The following is an 18,771-nucleotide window of genomic DNA, read 5'->3' as shown; positions in this document are numbered from 1 at the left end:
AGGGTGCGAATCTGCCGGACTGTGGAGCCGGATTCGTCACCGCAGCCGCCGTTCGTCGCAGATGCGGGAGTGTATGGATCAGGGAACGAGCATGCTCATCACTGCCCGGATGAGCGCTGCCTTCGCACCCGAGGGCAGGTCCGTGGCGGCCGCGCGCTCGTTCGTCCGCAAGACGCTCGGCGACTGGGACGCCGGGGACGTCGTGGACGACGCCGTGTTGCTGACCAGCGAGCTGGTCACCAATGCGATCGTGCACGCCGGCACCTCGGCCGAGGTCTCCTGTGTGCGCTACGACGGCGGCGTGCAGATCGAGGTCACCGACCACTACCCCAGCCGCGAGCTGCCCGAGCCCGTGACCGGGTTCGACGACGGCGACGAGAGCGGGCGCGGCCTGTTCCTGTCCGCGTCGCTGGCCTCCGCGTGGGGCGTGGAGTACGCCAAGAACGTCAAGCGGGTGTGGTTCCGGCTGGAACTGCCCGACCCGGTCTCGGCGACCTTCTCGGCGGGACCACTGCTGCCGGCCAACGCGCTGCCCGACGCCTCGGTGCCGGTCAGCGTCGCCGTGCTGCATGCGGACGCCTCGCGCAAGGTGACGCACTGGAGCCCCGAGGCGGCCCGGCTGTTCGGCCTGAGCGACCACGAGGCGGTCGGCATGTCGCTGAACGACCTGGTCGCGTGGCCGCAGACGCCCGGCACCGAGCTGACCCTGGACGAGATGCTGGAGCTGTCCCGCTGGCAGGGCGGTTACGACATCCGCGCCGCCGACGGCATCGCCTCCCGGGTCTTCGCCTCGCACGTACGGCTGCGCGACGCGGGCGGCGATCCGGCCCTGGTCGCGCTGCTGGTGCCCGCCCAGGCCCGCGCCGTGCTGGAGAACCGGGACGCGGCCCGCGCCAGGACCGGCGCCGCGGTGCCCGTGAACAACGAGTGGGACGGCATCGACGGGCTGAGCCGGCTGGGCCTGGAGGACCTGTTGCAGCGCGCGGTCGAGCGTGCCCGCGACCTGCTCGACGCGGACGCCGCGTTCGTCCTGCTGGCCACCGACGACGAGAGCGAGATGGAGGTGCGCGCCACCACCGGTCTGGCCGGCGCCGCGCACCGGTTGTCCCGGGTGCCGGTGGAGACCTCGGTGGGTCGCTACGGCTCGGCCCGGATGCCGGCGGTGCACGAGGACCTGGAGGCCGGCCCCGACGCGGTGCCGATCCTGCAGGGCACCCGGATGCGCTCGGCGGTGACCGTCCCGCTCAAGGTCGAGGGGCGGCTGACCGGCACGCTCGGCGTCGCCTCCGAATCCGCCGCGCGCTTCGACAACGACGACGCGGCCCGACTCCAGCGCGCCGCCGACCGGGTCTCGTTGACCGTGGAGAGCGCGCGCCTGTCCGAGCTGGAACGGGTCCGCCGGGGCTCGCTGTCCTTCCTCGCCGAGGCATCCGACCTGCTCGCCGGGACCCTCGACCCGGAAATGACGCTGGCGATGATCGCCCAGATCGTGGTGCCCCGGCTCGGCACGTGGTGCGCGGTGCACACCGGCGAGTCGCACGCGCCGGTGCTGAGTGTGGTCTGGCACGCCGACGAGATGCGGATCGACGACCTGCGCGAGCTGCTGGACCGGGCCGAGCCGCCGCGCGCCCAGCCCACCCCCGGCGCGCGTCGGTGGCTGGGCCTGCGGCACCTGGACCCGGAGGTCGTTCGCGGGCACACCGACCTGGTCACCGGCGAGGCGGTCACCCTGCCGCTGGTCGCCCGCGGCCGGGGTATCGGCATGCTGACCTTCGGCATCCTGGCCGGCGACCGCTTCCGCCGGGACACCCTGGAACTGGCCGAGGACCTGTCCCGCCGCGCCGCGCTGGCGATGGACAACGCCCGGCTGTACTCCGAGCGCAACTCGACCAGCCAGGCCCTCCAGCGCAGCCTGCTGCCGCCCGAGCTGCCCAAGGTTCCGGGCGTCGACGTCGAGGTGGTCTACCAGGCCTCCGGCGAGGGCAACGAGGTCGGCGGCGACTTCTACGACCTGTTCACCATCGGCGACGACAAGTGGGGCTTCGCGATCGGTGACGTGTGCGGCACCGGTCCCGAGGCCGCCGCGGTCACCGGACTGGCCCGGCAGGCCCTGCGGCTGCTGACCCGCGAGGGGTTGTCGGTACCGGCCGTCCTGCAACGGCTGAACACCGCGATCCTGGAGGAGGGGCCGCGCAGCCGGTTCCTCACCCTGCTGCACGGCCACATCACCCACCGCGAGGGCGGCGGCATACGGCTCAGCCTGGTCTCCGCCGGACACCCACTGCCGCTGCGGCTGCGCCCGGACGGCACGGTCACCTCGGTGGCCACGCCGCAGCCGCTGCTGGGCGTGCTGGACGAGGTCGACCTGGTCCTGGAGACGGTGGACCTGGACCCGGGCGACGTCCTGGTCTGCGTCACCGACGGGGTCACCGAACGCCGCGAGGGCACCCGCATGCTCGGCGACGACGGACTGGCCGACGTGCTCTCCGGCTGCACGGGCCTAACCGCGGGCGCGGTCGCGACCCGCATCCACCGCGCGGTCGAACAGTTCGCCGAGGAGCAGGCCCGCGACGACATGGCCATCCTGGTCATGCGCGTCTCCGGCGAGGACTGACCAAAGCCGACCCGCCAACCGGGCGACCCGGGATCGAGCGCCCCGGCAACCGCCCGGCCCCGTCCCGGGCCGCCCGCCCCCGCGGCCTTCCGGCCCGGGACCACCCGCGCCCGAGCACCCGCCGGACCCGCCGGACCGCCGACCGGGGTGGTCCTCAACGGCCGGCGACTCTCTTCATCCGACGCCGCCCCGACGCCCCCACGCCCGAATCGGGACCGACGCAAACCCGGCAGCTCTTGGGCCGCTCGGCCCCAGGAGCTGCCGGACCCGCCACCCCACCGTCCCGGGCCGTCGACGGCCGGCAGCTCGCTTCATCCCGCCCCCGGCGCCCCCGAGTTCGCCCGGGTCGGTGGTGCGCCGTTGGTGCTCGGGCTCAGGTGGCCGGTGTCTCGGGCAGCGCTGTCGACCAGCGCTGTTCGTCGTCCTGCCGGATCGGCGTCGAGTGCAGGCCCGCGGCCTTCGCGACGGCTGCGGAGGCGAGGTTGTCCGGGTGGATGTTCGCGCGGATCTCCTCGACGCCGTGTGCGCGCAACCACGCCACCCACTCGATCGCCGCCTCCTTGGCGATGCCCCGGCCCTGCCACGCGCCGCCCACGACCCACGCCACCTCGGCGACCGGGCCGGGACCGACCGTGGCCTGCACCGTGCCCACCAACCGCTCCTGCGCACGCAGTCGGATCACCCGGTTCAACCAGGTCACCTCCGGATCCGGTGACCCCTTCGCCCAGCGCGTGTAGCGAGCCCGCAGCGCCGCCAAGTCCTCCGGCTCGCCACCGATGAAGGTGTACAGCGCCGGATCACCCAGCACCTCGACCATCTCCTCGGCGTGCCCGACCTCGACCGGGATCAGGTCGAGGCGCTCGCTGCGCACCCACGCCTTCTCGTTCACGTCCATCGCGGCAGCATGCCGGCCCTCACGCGGCGATGTCGCCGACGTATCGACGCTCGCGCAGCCGCAGCTCGGAGCCGATCCGGGCGACCGTGGCCGGTGCATCCTCGCGCGCCTGGACCGTCGGGCAGTCCAGCACCCACCAGCCCTGCCCGCCGATGCTCCGCGCCCGCGCCCGAACCCACTGCCGGTCCGCCGTCAGCTCCACCCCGACCCGCAGTCCCGGCCAGGCCAACGCGAAGCGGTGCAGGACCCGGCCGAACGCCGAGCGGATCTCCCACCCGACCTCGGCCGCCGGCAGCCCGGCGCCGAGCAGCGCCAACCGCAGTCGGGTCTCGTCCTCGCTCGCGCTGCGCCCGTCGGCGAGCCGCACCGCCTCGGCGAGCCGGTGCCGCCCGGGATGCCGGGCATAGCGCTCCACCAACCCGGCCCACTCGCCGGCCGACACCAGGCCGGCCCGCAGGAAGCCGTCCAGCACCACCACGCCGGTGTCCAGATCCGAGGTCCGAACCAGATCGGCCGCCGTCCGGATCGGCGAGGTGACCGGGATCCCACCCGGCCACACCACCTCCCCCGGCGCCAGCGCCATGACCCGGGCCCGGCAGCCGTGCCGGCGGGGCAACACCGCCCCCACCGGCACGGCCACCTCGACCGGTGCCGTGCGCCGAGCCCCGTCCCGGGGATCCGCCGGCACGCGCACGCCGTGCAACCGCGCCGCGGTGCGCCCACAGACCACGGCCCCGCGGGGCAGCACCATGACCGCGGCCCGGGCCCGCACCGCCGGCGTGTCCACGACGTGCGCACCGACGTAGACCCCGTGTATGACCCGACGCACGTCGCCGTCCCGCACCAGGCGTCGGACGACCGACCGGCCGACCCCGTGACGGGCGGCGACGGCGAGGGTGAAGGGCCGGGACAACAGGGCGGAAAGGTCGGTCGGCGTCATGCGGGTCAGTGTGCGCGCGTCCCCTCCGCGCGTGCCGCCCGTCGTCCACAGCCCCCGGGATGGGTGTGACCATCACACCCGGCCTGTGTACAACGCGTGGCCCGAACCGCCCCCACGATCCGGTCCCCGGCCGACCCGCCGACGCCCTTCCTCCCACCGCCCGGCCTCACCCGCTGTGCTCAGCCGGGGTCGACCGCCTGTTCCGCCTTCTTCCCACATCCCTTCTTCGCGCGATAGAGCACCTTCCAGGTGGCCGCGTCCGTGACCCCCGACGGTTCGAGGCCGTTGCACTTCTGCACCCACCGGACCCCGTCCGCGGTGGCCGCGTCGAACACGCCGTTCTCCGGCAACTCCCCGGGGGCACCGGACCTCGTCTCGACCAGGCACTGCACCTGGGCGACCGCGTCGTCCCGATCCCCCTCACGCAGCTCCGGCCGGTTGTCCTTGGCCACGTGATCGCAGCGTGAGGCGGCCGCCGCCGGCGACCCGGGGGCCGTCATCCCCGTGCCCAGCCCCAGCGCCGCACACGAGGTCAGCGCGATCGCCGCAACCCGCCCCCGACGCCACTGCCCGGGCCGGGCCGCGGGCGGCCGAGGCGTCGGAATCGGCGGGGTCGGCGGCGGCGCACCCCGTCGCGGCCCCCCGCAGCTCCGATCCCGCCGTACCCCGTCCGGTCCCGTGTTCAGTCCCGCATCCATCTCTGCTCCCGACTGCCGATCCTGTCGACCGTGTCGACCTGTCCAGCGCCCGAAGGGCCGAGTGCCCTCCGAACACGACCGACGTTAGGAGCCGGCGACCCTGCCACCGAGAGGTACGAAAACCCGATTTCCGCACCGCGAAATCGCCCGAAACAGCCCGGATTCCCACCCGCCGCCCTCTGCTCCACCCGGACCGCGCCCCACCCGAACCGCACCCGCCCCGTCCCCGCCGCCCACCGCGCGCCGACCCCGGCATCCCCCACCGAATTCCGCGCGCCCAACCCCCACTCCGAGCCCGATCCACCTCGCACAATCGGTCGAGAACACACCGCCGCTCCCGACCACAAACCACACCGAGGCAACCCAACGCCGAGGCAACCCGACACCGACGCAAGCCGCCCTCGAAGCAAAACCACGCCGAGACAAACCCACACCGGAACAAAAAGCGCCGGGCCCGCTACGAAGCATTCGTAGCGGGCCCGGCGCAAGTCGTCGCGAGGTGTCAGACCTCCACAACCACCGGCAGAATCATCGGCCGGCGTCGATAGGTGTCGGACACCCACTTGCCCACGATCCGGCGCACCTGCTGCTGCAACTGATACGGCTCCGCCACACCGTCGGCGGCCGCCTTCTGCAGCATCTCCTCGATCTTGGGGACCACCGCGTCGAACCGGGCGTCGTCGATGCCCGATCCACGGGCCGTGATGGTCGGCCCGCCGACCACCTTGCCGGAGGACGAGTCCACGGCGAGGAACACGGACACGAAGCCCTCCTCGCCCAGAATCCGGCGGTCCTTGAGCGAGGACTCGGTCACGTCGCCCACGGACAAACCGTCCACGTAGACGTATCCGGCCTGCACCTTTCCGGTGATCTTGGCCACCCCGTTGACCAGGTCGACGGTGAGGCCGTCCTCCGCGAGCACCACCCGGTCCTTGCGCACCCCGGTCTTGATGCCCAGGTCGGCGGCGGCGCGCAGATGGCGCCATTCGCCGTGCACCGGCATCAGGTTGCGCGGCCGGGTGAGGTTGAAGAAGTACAACAGCTCACCGGCCGAGGCGTGGCCGGAGACGTGCACCTTGGCGTTGCCCTTGTGCACGACCTTGGCGCCCCAGCGGGTCAGCCCGTTGATCACCCGGTAGACCGAGGTCTCGTTGCCCGGGATCAGCGAGGACGCGAGCACCACGGTGTCGCCCTCGACGATCCGGATCTGCTGGTGCGAGCGGTTGGCCATCCGCGACAGCGCCGCCATCGGCTCGCCCTGCGAGCCGGTGCACACGAGCACGACCTCGTCCGGCGGCAGGTCGTCGAGCGTCTTGACGTCCACGACCAGCCCGGCCGGAATCTTCAGATAGCCCAGGTCCCCGGCGATCTTCATGTTGCGCACCATCGAGCGGCCGACGAAGGCGACCTTGCGCTCGTAGGCGTACGCGGTGTCCAGCACCTGCTGGATGCGGTGCACGTGGCTGGCGAAGCTGGCCACGATGATCCGCTGGTCGGCGTCCGCGAAGACCCGGTCCAGTACCCCGGCGATGTCCCGCTCGGCCGGGATGAAGCCGGGCACCTCGGCGTTCGTGGAGTCCACGAGCAGCAGGTCGATACCCTCGGTGCCCAGTCGCGCGAACGCCGGCAGGTCGGTCAGCCGGTTGTCCAGCGGCAACTGGTCCATCTTGAAGTCGCCGGTGTGCACGACGGTGCCGGCCTCGGTGCGGATGGCCAGCGCGAGCGCGTCCGGGATCGAGTGGTTCACCGAGATGAACTCGCACTCGAACGGACCGAGCCGCTCGATGTCGCCTTCCTTGACCTCCAGCGTGTACGGCCGGATGCGGTGCTCGGTGAGCTTGGCCTCGATGAACGCGAGGGTCAGCTTCGACCCGATCAGCGGAATGTCGGCCTTCTCGCGGAGCAGATACGGGACCGCACCGATGTGGTCCTCGTGCCCGTGCGTCAGGATGATCGCCTCGATGTCGTCGAGGCGATCCCGAATCGAGCTGAAGTCCGGCAGGATGAGGTCGACTCCGGGCTGCTCCTCCTCGGGGAACAGCACCCCGCAGTCGACGATCAGCAGCCGGCCGTCGAACTCGAAGACGGTCATGTTTCGGCCGATCTCGCCGAGACCACCGAGCGGGGTGATCCGAAGGCCGCCCTTGGGCAGCACCGGCGGCGGGCCGAATTCGGGATGGGGATGGCTCAAGTTCTCTCCTCGCCACGTGCCGCCGCCCGGCCGTCCTGGACGGTCGCACGGGGACGCGCAAAAGCTCGTGTTCGGCCCGGGCGGATGTGGTACCCGCCCGGGGCACTACTTACAGATATTCCTGTTTACAGCTCTACCCCACCCGCCGAGAGATCCTGCCTCAGCTGCGCGATCTGGGCCTTCGTGGCCTCGATCAGCGGCAGCCGCAGCGGCCCGGCGGGCAGGCCCTGCAATCCCAGAGCGGCCTTGGTGAGGATCACGCCCTGGGTACGAAAAATGCCGGTGTACACCGGAAGAAGACGCTGGTGGATCTCGCGTGCCTTGGCGACGTCGCCGCCCACGTAGGCGTCGATCATCGCGCGGAGCTCCGCCGACACGAGGTGCCCGACCACGCTCACCACACCGACCGCGCCGATGGACAGGAGCGGCAGGTTCAGCATGTCCTCACCGCTGTAGTACACCATGTCGGTGCGCGCCATGACCCAGCTCGCGGACCCGAGGTCGCCCTTGGCGTCCTTGTTCGCGACGATCCTGGGGTGCTCGGCGAGCCGGACCAGGGTCTCGGTCTCGACCGGCACGGCGCTGCGACCGGGGATGTCGTACAGCATCACCGGCAGCTCGGTGGCGTCGGCGACGGTGGTGAAGTGTCGGTACAGGCCCTCCTGCGGGGGCTTGCTGTAGTACGGGGTGACCACCAGCAGGCCGTGGGCGCCGGCGGCCTGTGCCTGCCGGGCCAACTCGACCGAGTGTCGGGTGTCGTTGGTGCCGACTCCCGCGACCACGAACGCGCGATCGCCCACGGCCTCCAGCACCGCCCGGACCAGTCGCTCTTTCTCCGCGTCGCTCGTGGTGGGCGACTCGCCGGTGGTGCCGTTGACGACGAGTCCGTCGTTGCCGGCGTCGACAAGATGGGAGGCCAGGCGCTGGGCGCCGGGAAGGTCGAGCGCACCGTCGGCCGTGAAGGGGGTCACCATCGCGGTGAGGACCCGGCCGAAGGGGGTCTGGGGGGTAGACGTCGGAGCCATGGCCCAAACCGTACCGGGCGCACACCTGACCTGCGGGTAGCACCCGCCCTATGAGACTTCGACCGCGAAGCCGGCCGCGACTTCGCGGGAATTCCTCCGGGCCTCCGACGGCCCGCACCCGGCGGCCCGGCGGCCCGGCCCCCGGTCGGCCATCGGCCGCGCGTCGGCATGCCGCCGCCAAAAGAAAGGACCAGACGCTGCCCGCTCGGGGGTTCGAGCAGCGTCTGATCTCTTTCAGTATCGACCATCGAGGGCGAAACCTTAGGGATTCGGACGAAAAATTTCCAATGTCACCCTATGTGCCGATTTGACCACTCGGACGGCTCAACACCTACGGCGCGACTCGCCCGTTCGCGTTGAACGCCGCGTACGTGAGCGGCATGAGCTCTGCCCATGCGGCCTCCATCCGCTCCGCGACCATCTCGATCTCGCGCTGCGGGAAGGACGGGAAGGTGGCGTCCTCGCGCTTGGTGCGCAGCCCCAGGAAGTGCATCAGCGAACGCGCGTTGCAGGTCGCGTACATCGACGAGTAGAGGCCCACCGGCAGCGTGGTGCGCGCCACCTCGCGCGCGACGCCCGCCTCCAGCATGCGCTGGTAGCCCGCGTACGCGGCCTCGTAGGACTCGCGCGTCGCGCTGTCCACCGTCTTGTACTGCTCGGGGGTGCCGTCGACGAAGACGTACGCGCCGGGCTTGCCCTGCTGGACCAGCTTGCGGTCCTCGGCGGGCACGTAGAACACCGGCTGCAGCTCGCGGTAGCGGCCGCTTTCCTCGTTGTACGACCAGCCGACGCGGTGCCGGTGGAACTCGCGGAAGACGAAGATCGGCGCGCTCACGAAGAACGTCATCGAGTTGTGCTCGAAGGGGCTGCCGTGCTTGTCCCGCATCAGGAAGTTGATCAGACCCTTGGACCGCGAGGCGTCCTTTTCCAGCTCGTCGAGGGACTTCTCCCCCGCCGTGGAGACCCGAGCCGCCCACAACACGTCCTGGTCGGCGGCGCTGTGCTTGATCAGCTCGACCGTGACGTCGCTGCGGAAGCGGATGGCGGACGGATTCTCCTGGGGTGTTTCGGTCACGCGGAGTTGCTCCTCGTCGATGAGGTCGGGGTGAGACGGGCGCTCAAGCCTAACCACGCCCGCCGACATCGCTCGACGCCGTGGCCGAACCGCTCGCCGTCGGCGTGGAGCGCGGCACCACCACCGTGCCGGGCTGGGTCGCCGGGCCCTCGGCAGGCCGCGTGGCGGTGCCCGCGGGCAGCGCCACGGACGTCTCGAAGGAGGCCTTGTCCAGGCGGGACATGTACGGCTGCACCTGGATCACCAGCTTGCCGATCAACTCGCGGGGCACCGCGAAGTTGTAGGTGAACACCGTGTCGGCGTTGCGGACCGCCTGGTCCGGGCCGCTGCGCACGGGTCCGGTCCGCGCGGGCCCGCACGGCAGACTGTCCGGCCCGGCGTACAGCGTCACGCCGAACAGGTCGGCCGCCAGATTGGAGCCGGTGCGGTTGGTGTACCGGATCGGGACCGCGACGTCGACCGTCTCACGCCTCTCGTTCGGCACGCTCGCCGTACGGGTCACCGCGAGCGGCAGCGTGGCCACCGTCAGCCCGTTGGAGTACGTGTGCGAGCCCTGCTTCGCCGGGACCTGGCCGGGTGGGACCGCCGCACCGGAGGGCGGCGCGCCCGGCGCCGTACCGCCCGTCGGGTTCTTGTCCGGCAGATCCGGCGGATTGCCGGTGGCGCCCGCGGGAGCCGCCTTCGGCTTCTCGTCCTCGATCGTCGGACCGACCATGCAGCCGCTCGCGAGCAGCACGACCACCGCACACGCCGGGGCGATTCGTCGGATCCGGACCCCCATGACCATCCTCCGCTGCCGCGCCCACCAATCCCTGGCGGACAGCGTCGCACGCCGCGCGCGAGGTCGGCAGCGCCTGTCCCGCGTGTCGCCCACGCGTGTGCGCGTTCGGCGAGCGGCGGACACGGGCCGCCCGGGCACGCGAGAATCGGCCGAACTCGACGATGGGGGCGCCACATGACCGATCCGTACGTACGCCCGGCCCACGCCGGCGACGGTGCCGCGTTGGGCGCCGCACATGCCCGGGCCTGGCACGACGCCTACACCGGGGTGTTGCCGGCCACCGCCCTGGAGGCGGCGACGCCGCAGGCTCTGGCCGCCGAGTGGGAGGACGCGGCGATCTCGCCACCGTCTCCCCGCCACCGCCTGCTGGTGGCCTGTGCGGGCCCGACCGTGGCCGGCTTCGCGGCCCTGGTGCCCGGCGCGGACGAGGATCTCGACCCGGCCGTCGCCGGCGAGTTGGCGATCCTGGTGGTCGACCCGCCACATCAGCGCCAGGGCCACGCGTCCCGGCTGTTGACGGCGGTTGTCGCGGACGCCGCGACGGACGGCGTACAAATGCTGGTGACCTGGGTTCTGGAGAGCGACAAGCCGCTGTACGACTTCCTGGTCGGCACCGGGTGGGCGCCCGACGGCGCGACGCGCGAACTGTGGGTGGACGAGGCGGGCAGGTCGGTGATCCGACAGGTGCGATTGCACACGTCGGTGGCCGCCGAGGAGTGAGCCGGGATCGGCGGGCCACTCCCGGTGTGTCGTGAGCCGGCGGACGAACACGGTGAACACCACACCGATGTGCCATTGAACAAGGTAAGTCAGCCGTCTTAACGTGGGCGCCGTGAGCCGAACTCCGACCCGCGAGCGCCTTCTGCTCACCGCCGAGCGGCTCTTCGCCGTGCACGGAATCGACGCGGTCTCGCTGCGACAGATCAGTGTCGCGGCGAGTCAGCGCAACAATTCGGCCGCGCAATACCATTTCGGCAACAAAGAGGAGTTGATCCGGGCGATCTTCGGATTCCGGCTCGTGACGATCAACTCCCGCCGCGAGATCCTGGTCCGCGAGTCGGTGAGCACCGGAGCGGACCGGGAGCCCCGGGCACTGGCCGAGGCCATGGTGCGACCGCTGGCCGAACAGATCGACGTCGGCGGCAGTTTCTATCTGCGCTTCCTGGCCCGAGTGCACCAACACATGGGCGCGAGCACGTACGCGCTGCCGGCCATGGGCCTGGAGGGCAGCTCGCCGGAGTTCGGCCGGTTGATCGACCGCGCGCTGGGCCATCTGCCGACCCCGGTGCGGCGCAACCGACTGCGGCTGGGCGGGAGCCTGGCGGTGCACGCCACGGCCGACCGCGAACAGCGGGTGTATGAGGGGCAGGCGCACGACGTGCTGCCGCCGGCTGCCTTCGTGGCGGACCTGGTGGACGCCGTCGTCGGCATCCTGGCCGCGCCGGTGTCGGCCCAGGTGCTGGCCGCGTTGGAGCCGCCGACGGGCAGGCCGGCCCGGGCCGGTTAGGCCGTGTCCGGCCCGGGGCGGGTCCCGGCCGGGGTCGCGGACGTCCCGCGCGTGTGCAGGCGGATCGCGGTGAGCATGGCCCGGCGCCCGCGCGCGTTGTCCCGCGCGTCGCCGTACGCGACGGCCAGCCGGTACCAGACCCGCCAGTCCTCGGGGGCCGCCTCGACCTCCGCCTTGCGGCGTTCGAACACGGCGTCCGCGCTGTCCCGGTCGACCCGGCCGCCCGGCGTGCGGTCCAACTCGTCCGCCGGCAGGCCGCCCTCGGCCTCCAGCTCGCGGGCCAGGCGCTGCATCGCGAAGCCGAAGCGCACCTCGCGCCAGATGTACCAGGCGCCGACGACCGGCACGAGCAGGATGCCCAGACCCAGCACGATGGTGACCGGCTCCCCGTCGCGAATCGCGATCAGGCCGCGACTCCCGACGAGGAACACGTAGAACACGAGAACCGCGATCAGCACGAGCGCGGTGACACGTTGTCTCACGATGGTCAGTCCAGATCGAGGAAGTGTTCCAGGCCCACGGTCAGGCCGGGCGCGGAGACCACACGACGCACCCCGAGCAGCACGCCCGGCATGAACGACGTGCGCTGGAAGGAGTCGTGCCGGATGGTCAACATCTCGCCCTCGTCGCCGAGCAGGACCTCCTGGTGGGCGACCAGACCGCGCAGCCGCACCGCGTGCACCGGGACGCCTTCGACCCTGCCGCCGCGGGCGCCGTCCGGGTCGTCCACCGTCGCGTCCGGCATGTCCGCCAGGCCCGCCCGCTCGCGTGCCTCGGCGACCAGCTCGGCGGTCCGGCGGGCGGTGCCGCTGGGCGCGTCCAGCTTGTTCGGGTGGTGCAGTTCGACGATCTCGACCGACTCGTAGAACCGGGCCGCCTTGGCCGCGAACTGCATCATCAGCACCGCGCCGATGCCGAAGTTGGGCGCGATCAGGATGCCGGTTTCGGGGCTCTTCGCCAGCCACTCGCGCAGTTGCGCCAGGCGCTCGGGAGTGAACCCGCTGGTGCCCACCACCGCGTGGATGCCGGCGCCGGCGCAATATTCGAGGTTGCCCATGACCACACCCGGGTGGGTGAAGTCGACGGCGACCTGCGCGCCCGCCTTCGCGAGCTCCGCGAGGTCGTCGCCTTCGTCGATCCGCGCCACCAGTTCGAGGTCGGCCGCGCCCTCGACCGCCCGGCACGCCTCGGAACCCATGCGGCCGGCCGCACCGATCACACCCACCCGGATTGCAGTCATGATGTCGTGCACTCTCCAGTCAGAACGGTTTCGACTTCGATCGCACCGCGATCAGGCCGACGCGGCGACGAAGTCCGCGTCGTCGGCGAACGGCCCGACCACGGCCAGGGTGGGCCGCGCGGCGAACAGGTGCTTCGCCACGTCGTGGATCTCGGCGGCGGTGACCGCGGCGATCCGGGCGAGTACCTCGTCGACGGACAGGTGTTCGCCGTAGACGAGTTCGCTCTTGCCGATCCGGCTCATCCGGGACCCGGTGTCCTCCAGGCCCAGCACGGTCGAGCCGCGCAGTTGCCCGATGGCCCGATCTATCTCGTCCTGCGGCAGGCCCTCGCGGACCACCCGGTCCAACTCGGTCCGGCAGATCTCGATCACCTGGCGGGCCTTCTTGGGCTGGCAACCGGCGTAGATGCCGAACACGCCCAGGTCGGCGTAGCCCGAGTGGAAGGAGTAGACCGAGTAGGCCAGGCCGCGCTTCTCCCGGATCTCCTGGAACAGCCGCGAACTCATCCCGCCGCCGAGCGCGGTGTTGAGCACGCTGAGCGCGAATCGCCGGTCGTCGTCCCGAGCCAATCCCGGCATGCCCAGCACCAGATGGGCCTGCTCGGTCGGTCGGTTCAACAGCTGTACGCTGCCGGTCGCACGCACCCCGCGGCCGCCGGCACGCGGCGCGGCGGGCACCGCCGCCTCGTCGACGCGCACGTGCGCGAACGCCTTCTTGACCAGGCGGACCACCTTGGCGTGGTCGATGTTGCCCGCCGCGGTCACCACCATGTTCGGTGCCTTGTAGCGACGCTTGTAGTAGCCGCTGATCTGGGTCCGGGTGAGCGCGTTGATCGACTCGACCGTGCCCAGCACCGGGCGACCCAGCGGTGCGTCGCCGAGCATCGCGTCGTAGAAGAGTTCGTGCACGAGGTCGCCGGGCTCGTCCTCGTTCATCGCGATCTCCTCGAGGATCACGCCGCGTTCGGCGTCCACGTCCTCGGCGTCGATCAGCGAGCCGGTGACCATGTCGCAGATCACGTCGATCGCGAGCGGGAGATCGGTGTCGAGCACGCGTGCGTAGTAGCACGTGTACTCCTTGGTGGTGAACGCGTTCATCTCACCACCGACCGCGTCCAGTTCGGCCGAGATCTCCAGCGCATCGCGCTTCTCGGTGCCTTTGAACAGCAGGTGTTCGAGGTAGTGCGAGGTGCCGGCCAGGGCGGGGGTCTCGTCCCGCGAGCCGACCCCGACCCAGATGCCGAACGTGGCGGAGCGCACGGACGGCATGTTCTCGGTGATCACCCGGAGGCCGCCGGGCAGGACGGTGCGGCGGACGGCACCGATGCCGTCCGCGTCACGCAGCAGGGTCTTCGTGGAACCAGGCCGCTGCGCGGACGCAGCGACCTGGTTCTTCGACGAGGAGGACGTCACTTGGCGGCAGCATCCTCGGAGGCCTCGGCATTGTCTTCGCCCTCGATGACCGGGACGAGCGACAGCTTGCCGCGCTGGTCGATCTCGGCGATCTCGACCTGCACCTTGTCGCCGACCTTGATCACGTCGTCGACGTTCTCGACCCGCTTGCCGCCGGCGATCTTGCGCAGCTGCGAGATGTGCAGCAGGCCGTCCTTGCCGGGCATCAGCGACACGAACGCGCCGAACGTGGTGGTCTTGACAACCGTACCCAGGTACCGCTCGCCGACCTCGGGCATCGTCGGGTTGGCGATCGCGTTGATCGTCGCCCGCGCGGCCTCGGCCGAGGTGCCGTCCGAGGCACCGATGTAGATCGTGCCATCGTCCTCGATGGTGATCTCGGCACCGGTGTCGTCCTGGATCTGGTTGATCATCTTGCCCTTCGGGCCGATGACCTCGCCGATCTTGTCCACCGGGATCTTGACGGTGATGATGCGCGGCGCGAACTGCGACATCTCGTCCGGCGTGTCGATGGCTTCCATCATCACGTCGAGGATGTGCAGGCGGGCGTCCTTGGCCTGCTTGAGCGCACCGGCGAGCACCGACGCCGGGATGCCGTCGAGCTTGGTGTCGAGCTGGAGCGCGGTGACGAACTCCTTGGTGCCGGCGACCTTGAAGTCCATGTCGCCGTACGCGTCCTCGGCACCGAGGATGTCGGTCAGGCACACGTACTCGGTCTTGCCGTCGACCTCGTCCGAGATCAGGCCCATCGCGATGCCCGCGACCGGCGCCCGGAGCGGCACACCGGCGTTGAGCAGCGACATCGTGGACGCGCAGACCGAGCCCATCGAGGTCGAGCCGTTGGAGCCGAGCGCCTCGGACACCTGACGGATCGCGTACGGGAAGTCCTCGCGGGCCGGCAGGACCGGGAGGATCGCGCGCTCGGCGAGCGCGCCGTGGCCGATCTCGCGGCGCTTGGGCGAGCCCACCCGGCCGGTCTCGCCGACCGAGTACGGCGGGAAGTTGTAGTTGTGCATGTAGCGCTTGCGCGTCTCGGGCGAGAGCGTGTCGAGCATCTGCTCCATGCGCAGCATGTTCAGCGTGGTGACGCCCAGGATCTGGGTCTCGCCGCGCTCGAACAGGGCCGAGCCGTGCACGCGCGGGATGACCTCGACCTCGGCCGACAGGGTGCGGATGTCGGTCAGGCCGCGACCGTCGATGCGCACCTTGTCGCGCAGCACGCGCTGACGCACGAGCTTCTTGGTGAGCGCGCGGAACGCGCCGCCGATCTCCTTCTCGCGACCCTCGAACGCCGGGAGCAGCTTCTCCGCGGCGAGGTCCTTGACGCGGTCGAGCTCGCTCTCGCGGGCCTGCTTGCCCGCGATGGTCAGCGCGGCCGACAGCTCGTCGGTCACCGCGGCGGCCAGCGCCTCGAAGACATCGTCCTGGTAGTCCAGGTAGACCGGGAACTCGCCGGTCTCCTTGGCGGCCTTCTCGGCGACCTGGACCTGCGCGGCGCACAGCGCCTTGATGAACTTCTTGGACGCCTCGAGGCCGTCCGCGACGACCTCCTCGGTCGGCGCGTCCGCGCCGCCCTTGACCAGCTCGATCGTGCCGGTCGTGGCCTCGGCCTCGACCATCATGATCGCCACGTCGCCGTCCTCGAGCACGCGGCCCGCGACGACCATGTCGAACACGGCGCGCTCGAGCTCGGTGTGCGTGGGGAAGCCGACCCAGGTGCCGTCGATGAGCGCCACCCGGACGCCACCGATCGGGCCGGAGAACGGCAGACCCGCGAGCTGGGTGGACATCGAGGCCGCGTTGATCGCGACGACGTCGTACAGGTGGTCCGGGTTGAGCGCCATGATCGTCTCGACGATCTGGATCTCGTTGCGCAGGCCCTTCTTGAAGGACGGGCGCAGCGGACGGTCGATCAGGCGGCAGGTGAGGACGGCGTCCTCGGACGGGCGGCCCTCACGACGGAAGAACGAGCCGGGGATCTTGCCCGCGGCGTACATGCGCTCCTCGACGTCCACCGTCAGCGGGAAGAAGTCGAGCTGGTCCTTCGGGCGCTTCGAGGCGGTCGTGGCCGAGAGCACCATGGTGTCGTCGTCCAGGTAGACCACGGCGGAGCCGGCGGCCTGCCGGGCCAGCCGGCCGGTCTCGAAGCGGATGGTGCGGTTGCCGAACGTGCCGTTCTCGATGACTGCTTCGGCGAAGCTGATGTCGGGACCCTCCACGGGTGCCCTCCTCGTTCGTTTCGAGGGAGGTCCGCGGCGCATGACGCCTGAGGGCCGACCGAGCCGGTCTTCGATCGAAGCACCCGGGTGCGTTACCCGGGGGCCACTACCGAGGACCGGCGCTGTAGGTCGGCGCCTTGGTCGCGACGCGGCGCTCCCAGTCTTTGTTCGTCTCGCCCGTGCCGAATGCGCACGGACGATTTCGTATTGTCTTGTTCTATCTCAGCGCGGCATACCCGCGCGCGGAACACAGCCTACAAAGACCGCGTCCGGATACGGCGAAGGAGCGGCTCGCGAAAGCCGCTCCCCCGTCGTGCGTTACTAGCGGATGCCGACGCCGCTGCGGCGGATGCTCAGGCGGTCCGTCAGCGTGCGGTAACGCTCGATGTCCTTCTTGGCCAGGTAGCCGAGCAGGCGACGACGCTGGCCGACCAGGAGCAGCAGGCCCCGGCGGCTGTGGTGGTCGTGCTTGTGCTCCTTGAGGTGGGCGGTGAGCTCGTTGATGCGGTAGCTCAGGATCGCGACCTGCACCTCGGGGGAGCCGGTGTCGCCTTCCTTGGTGGCGTAGTCGGCCATGATCTGCTTCTTCGTTGCGGTGTCGAGCGACACGTGTTCTCCCTCTGCAAGGTGGTGAGCGCCCCCGGTCTGACTCACGGAGGCGACTGGGCTCACATGGTGCGGGCGCGCGGCCCGTGGGCAGCGCGCATCCCGGGCACGCGGCTCCGGGATACGGACAACCCTAGCAGGAGCGCATCAGGCTGTGATGTTCCGCAGCTTGTCGTACAGATCCAGCACCGCCACGCACAGCGGAACGACGGACACCATCAGCATGCCTTCGAGCACGTCCATCGCCCGCCCCCAGAACGGGGACAGTCCGCGCGTGGGCACGGTGGTCGCGACGATCGCGAGCAGCGCGCCGACCGCGCAGATCAGGGCGAAGATCCAGCCCTGGCGCTCCTTGTCCAGGAATCCGGTGTCCAGGGTCAGGCCGACGAAGAGCATCGCGAGGCCGAGCAGGCCGGCCGTGTACAGCACGGTGACCTGCGTGGTGTGCCGGAACAGGCGGGCGCGGCCGAGGGTGACCAGCGCCAGTACGGCGGTCAGGACCCGGGTCCACATGGTGTCGACGTTGCCCAGCACGACGCACGAGGCGACGATCACGGCGGCACATGCGCCGGTGAGGCCGCTGAGCAGCTCGTGCCCGTTGCGGGCGCGCGCGGCGACGTCGGCGTGGTCGAGGGTGTCGCTCTGCCGGGCGGTGGGTGCGTCCGAGGGCAGGAAGCCGATCGGCAGGCGGGCGAGGCGGGCCGCCCAGGAGGGCAGGAAGGCGATCATCGCGAGCGCGACGGTGCCGGCGACGGCCGCCGCCTCGCGCGGGGCGCTCTCGAAGGTGATCATGCCGAAGGTGGCCAGTGTGCCCAGCGCGCCGGCGCCCGCGCCCGCGATGTAGACGGCGCCGCGTTCCGGCAGCAGCGCGGCGATCAGCGTGGAGACCACCAGGACCGCGACGCAGGCGGACAGGAACTGGACCCGGCCGGGGCCCTCGCGCGCCGGCGGCTCGATCGCGCCCAGGCCGGCCAGGAACGCGTTCGGCAGTGCGCCGAGGCCGAGCACGGCGCCGCCGACGTGGTCCCCGTACACCCGCGAGCGCACGCCGGCGACCACGGTGAGCACCAGGGCCAGCGAGCCGCCGACGATGGCGGGCAGGCCGTGCGGCAGGGGGGTCATCCGCCAGAGCACGATGGCGCCGAGGGTGAAGAAGGCGGCCGCACCGGACAGGCCGGCGACCCGCAACATCTCCGGCGTCCACAGCCGGTTGTCGCCGGCGACCGAGGTGGCCACCGAGTCGGCCACGTCGTCGTAGACCGGCGGCGGCGGCGCGTCCGCCAGTGCGGTGAAGCGCAGCAGTTCGCCGTCGCGCACGTTCTGCCCGGCCAGGGTGAGCGCGCTGTCCAGGGGCTCGCCGTCGAGGCGGGTGAGCTGGAAGCCGGTCACCGAGCCGTTGCGCTGGGTCTGCCCGGACAGCCGGAGTATCTCCGGGTACAGCTCCGCGAGCGGGACCTCTTCCGGCAGCGCGAGATCGACGCGGCAATCCGGCGCGATGACGGTGATCCGGGCGAACCCGGTGGTGACCGTCGTGGTCGTGGAGTTCACCTGTGCAGATCCCCCTGCT

General features: G+C 71.2%; 16 protein-coding genes. 3 read left to right on the top strand and 13 right to left on the bottom strand.

Annotated features, from left to right (window positions below; genetic code table 11):
- Positions 1 to 91 precede the first annotated feature (91 nt).
- Positions 92 to 2,614, top strand: a complete 2,523-nt coding sequence (locus tag ACZOOI_RS20930; RefSeq protein ID WP_465277272.1) for a SpoIIE family protein phosphatase — start codon at positions 92 to 94, stop codon at positions 2,612 to 2,614.
- A 373-nt stretch (positions 2,615 to 2,987) separates the two neighbouring features.
- On the opposite strand, the gene ACZOOI_RS20925 is transcribed toward ACZOOI_RS20930, so the two are convergent.
- The 7 genes from ACZOOI_RS20925 to ACZOOI_RS20895 all read right to left on the bottom strand — a co-directional run bounded on the left by ACZOOI_RS20925 (position 2,988) and on the right by ACZOOI_RS20895 (position 10,219).
- Positions 2,988 to 3,509, bottom strand: coding sequence for a GNAT family N-acetyltransferase (locus ACZOOI_RS20925; RefSeq protein ID WP_465277271.1), 522 nt, complete (start codon positions 3,507 to 3,509; stop codon positions 2,988 to 2,990).
- Between the two features lie 19 nt (positions 3,510 to 3,528).
- On the bottom strand, positions 3,529 to 4,449 hold the full coding sequence (locus tag ACZOOI_RS20920; protein WP_465277270.1) for a type IV toxin-antitoxin system AbiEi family antitoxin domain-containing protein: 921 nt from the start codon (positions 4,447 to 4,449) through the stop codon (positions 3,529 to 3,531).
- Positions 4,450 to 4,628: 179 nt separating this feature from the next.
- The gene (locus ACZOOI_RS20915) at positions 4,629 to 4,901 is read right to left on the bottom strand and encodes a peptidoglycan-binding domain-containing protein (RefSeq protein ID WP_465277269.1); all 273 of its coding nucleotides are present in this window, start codon (positions 4,899 to 4,901) and stop codon (positions 4,629 to 4,631) included.
- A 748-nt stretch (positions 4,902 to 5,649) separates the two neighbouring features.
- Positions 5,650 to 7,338 (bottom strand): ribonuclease J, encoded by a 1,689-nt coding sequence (locus tag ACZOOI_RS20910; RefSeq protein ID WP_391582754.1) that lies wholly within the window; start codon positions 7,336 to 7,338, stop codon positions 5,650 to 5,652.
- A 125-nt stretch (positions 7,339 to 7,463) separates the two neighbouring features.
- Positions 7,464 to 8,363 (bottom strand): 4-hydroxy-tetrahydrodipicolinate synthase, encoded by a 900-nt coding sequence (gene dapA / locus ACZOOI_RS20905; protein ID WP_465277268.1) that lies wholly within the window; start codon positions 8,361 to 8,363, stop codon positions 7,464 to 7,466.
- A 331-nt stretch (positions 8,364 to 8,694) separates the two neighbouring features.
- On the bottom strand, positions 8,695 to 9,438 hold the full coding sequence (gene thyX, locus ACZOOI_RS20900) for an FAD-dependent thymidylate synthase (RefSeq protein WP_465277267.1): 744 nt from the start codon (positions 9,436 to 9,438) through the stop codon (positions 8,695 to 8,697).
- Between the two features lie 49 nt (positions 9,439 to 9,487).
- Entirely contained in the window at positions 9,488 to 10,219 is a 732-nt protein-coding gene (locus ACZOOI_RS20895; protein ID WP_465277266.1) for a hypothetical protein, read from the bottom strand.
- A gap of 174 nt (positions 10,220 to 10,393) precedes the next feature.
- On the opposite strand from ACZOOI_RS20895, the gene ACZOOI_RS20890 reads away from it, so the two are divergent.
- Entirely contained in the window at positions 10,394 to 10,939 is a 546-nt protein-coding gene (locus tag ACZOOI_RS20890; protein ID WP_465277265.1) for a GNAT family N-acetyltransferase, read from the top strand.
- A 112-nt stretch (positions 10,940 to 11,051) separates the two neighbouring features.
- Entirely contained in the window at positions 11,052 to 11,726 is a 675-nt protein-coding gene (locus ACZOOI_RS20885) for a TetR/AcrR family transcriptional regulator (RefSeq protein WP_391582759.1), read from the top strand.
- On the opposite strand, the gene ACZOOI_RS20880 is transcribed toward ACZOOI_RS20885, so the two are convergent.
- From ACZOOI_RS20880 to eccD, 6 genes are all read right to left on the bottom strand, one after another.
- A complete protein-coding gene (locus ACZOOI_RS20880) occupies positions 11,723 to 12,208 on the bottom strand; it encodes a hypothetical protein (RefSeq protein WP_465277264.1) in 486 nt (161 codons plus the stop codon). The two genes, ACZOOI_RS20885 and ACZOOI_RS20880, sit on opposite strands and share 4 nt — an antisense overlap.
- Positions 12,209 to 12,213: 5 nt before the next feature.
- On the bottom strand, positions 12,214 to 12,966 hold the full coding sequence (gene dapB, locus ACZOOI_RS20875) for a 4-hydroxy-tetrahydrodipicolinate reductase (RefSeq protein WP_465277263.1): 753 nt from the start codon (positions 12,964 to 12,966) through the stop codon (positions 12,214 to 12,216).
- A 51-nt stretch (positions 12,967 to 13,017) separates the two neighbouring features.
- A complete protein-coding gene (locus ACZOOI_RS20870) occupies positions 13,018 to 14,379 on the bottom strand; it encodes a M16 family metallopeptidase (RefSeq protein ID WP_465277262.1) in 1,362 nt (453 codons plus the stop codon).
- Positions 14,376 to 16,598 carry a polyribonucleotide nucleotidyltransferase gene (locus ACZOOI_RS20865; protein WP_391582763.1) on the bottom strand — a complete coding sequence of 741 codons (2,223 nt, stop codon included), beginning with the start codon at positions 16,596 to 16,598 and terminating at the stop codon, positions 14,376 to 14,378. The genes ACZOOI_RS20870 and ACZOOI_RS20865 overlap by 4 nt, the downstream gene beginning before the upstream one ends.
- A gap of 321 nt (positions 16,599 to 16,919) precedes the next feature.
- Positions 16,920 to 17,207 (bottom strand): 30S ribosomal protein S15, encoded by a 288-nt coding sequence (gene rpsO, locus ACZOOI_RS20860; protein ID WP_020553079.1) that lies wholly within the window; start codon positions 17,205 to 17,207, stop codon positions 16,920 to 16,922.
- 144 nt (positions 17,208 to 17,351) lie between these two features.
- Positions 17,352 to 18,752 (bottom strand): type VII secretion integral membrane protein EccD, encoded by a 1,401-nt coding sequence (eccD, locus tag ACZOOI_RS20855; protein WP_465277261.1) that lies wholly within the window; start codon positions 18,750 to 18,752, stop codon positions 17,352 to 17,354.
- Positions 18,753 to 18,771: the final 19 nt, after the last annotated feature.

The sequence above is a fragment of the Embleya sp. L77 genome, from assembly GCF_055557415.1.
The sequence above is the reverse complement of the archived record's forward strand: the minus strand, read 5'-3'. Positions and strand labels throughout refer to the sequence as shown.

What these genes read in the sequence shown, in the direction of transcription:
- ACZOOI_RS20930 (WP_465277272.1), top strand. Translation starts at nt 92, where the DNA reads ATGCTCATCACTGCCCGGATGAGCGCTGCCTTCGCACCCGAGGGCAGG.
- ACZOOI_RS20925 (WP_465277271.1), bottom strand. Translation starts at nt 3,509, where the DNA reads ATGGACGTGAACGAGAAGGCGTGGGTGCGCAGCGAGCGCCTCGACCTG.
- ACZOOI_RS20920 (WP_465277270.1), bottom strand. Translation starts at nt 4,449, where the DNA reads ATGACGCCGACCGACCTTTCCGCCCTGTTGTCCCGGCCCTTCACCCTC.
- dapA (WP_465277268.1), bottom strand. Translation starts at nt 8,363, where the DNA reads ATGGCTCCGACGTCTACCCCCCAGACCCCCTTCGGCCGGGTCCTCACC.
- ACZOOI_RS20895 (WP_465277266.1), bottom strand. Translation starts at nt 10,219, where the DNA reads ATGGGGGTCCGGATCCGACGAATCGCCCCGGCGTGTGCGGTGGTCGTG.
- ACZOOI_RS20890 (WP_465277265.1), top strand. Translation starts at nt 10,394, where the DNA reads ATGACCGATCCGTACGTACGCCCGGCCCACGCCGGCGACGGTGCCGCG.
- dapB (WP_465277263.1), bottom strand. Translation starts at nt 12,966, where the DNA reads ATGACTGCAATCCGGGTGGGTGTGATCGGTGCGGCCGGCCGCATGGGT.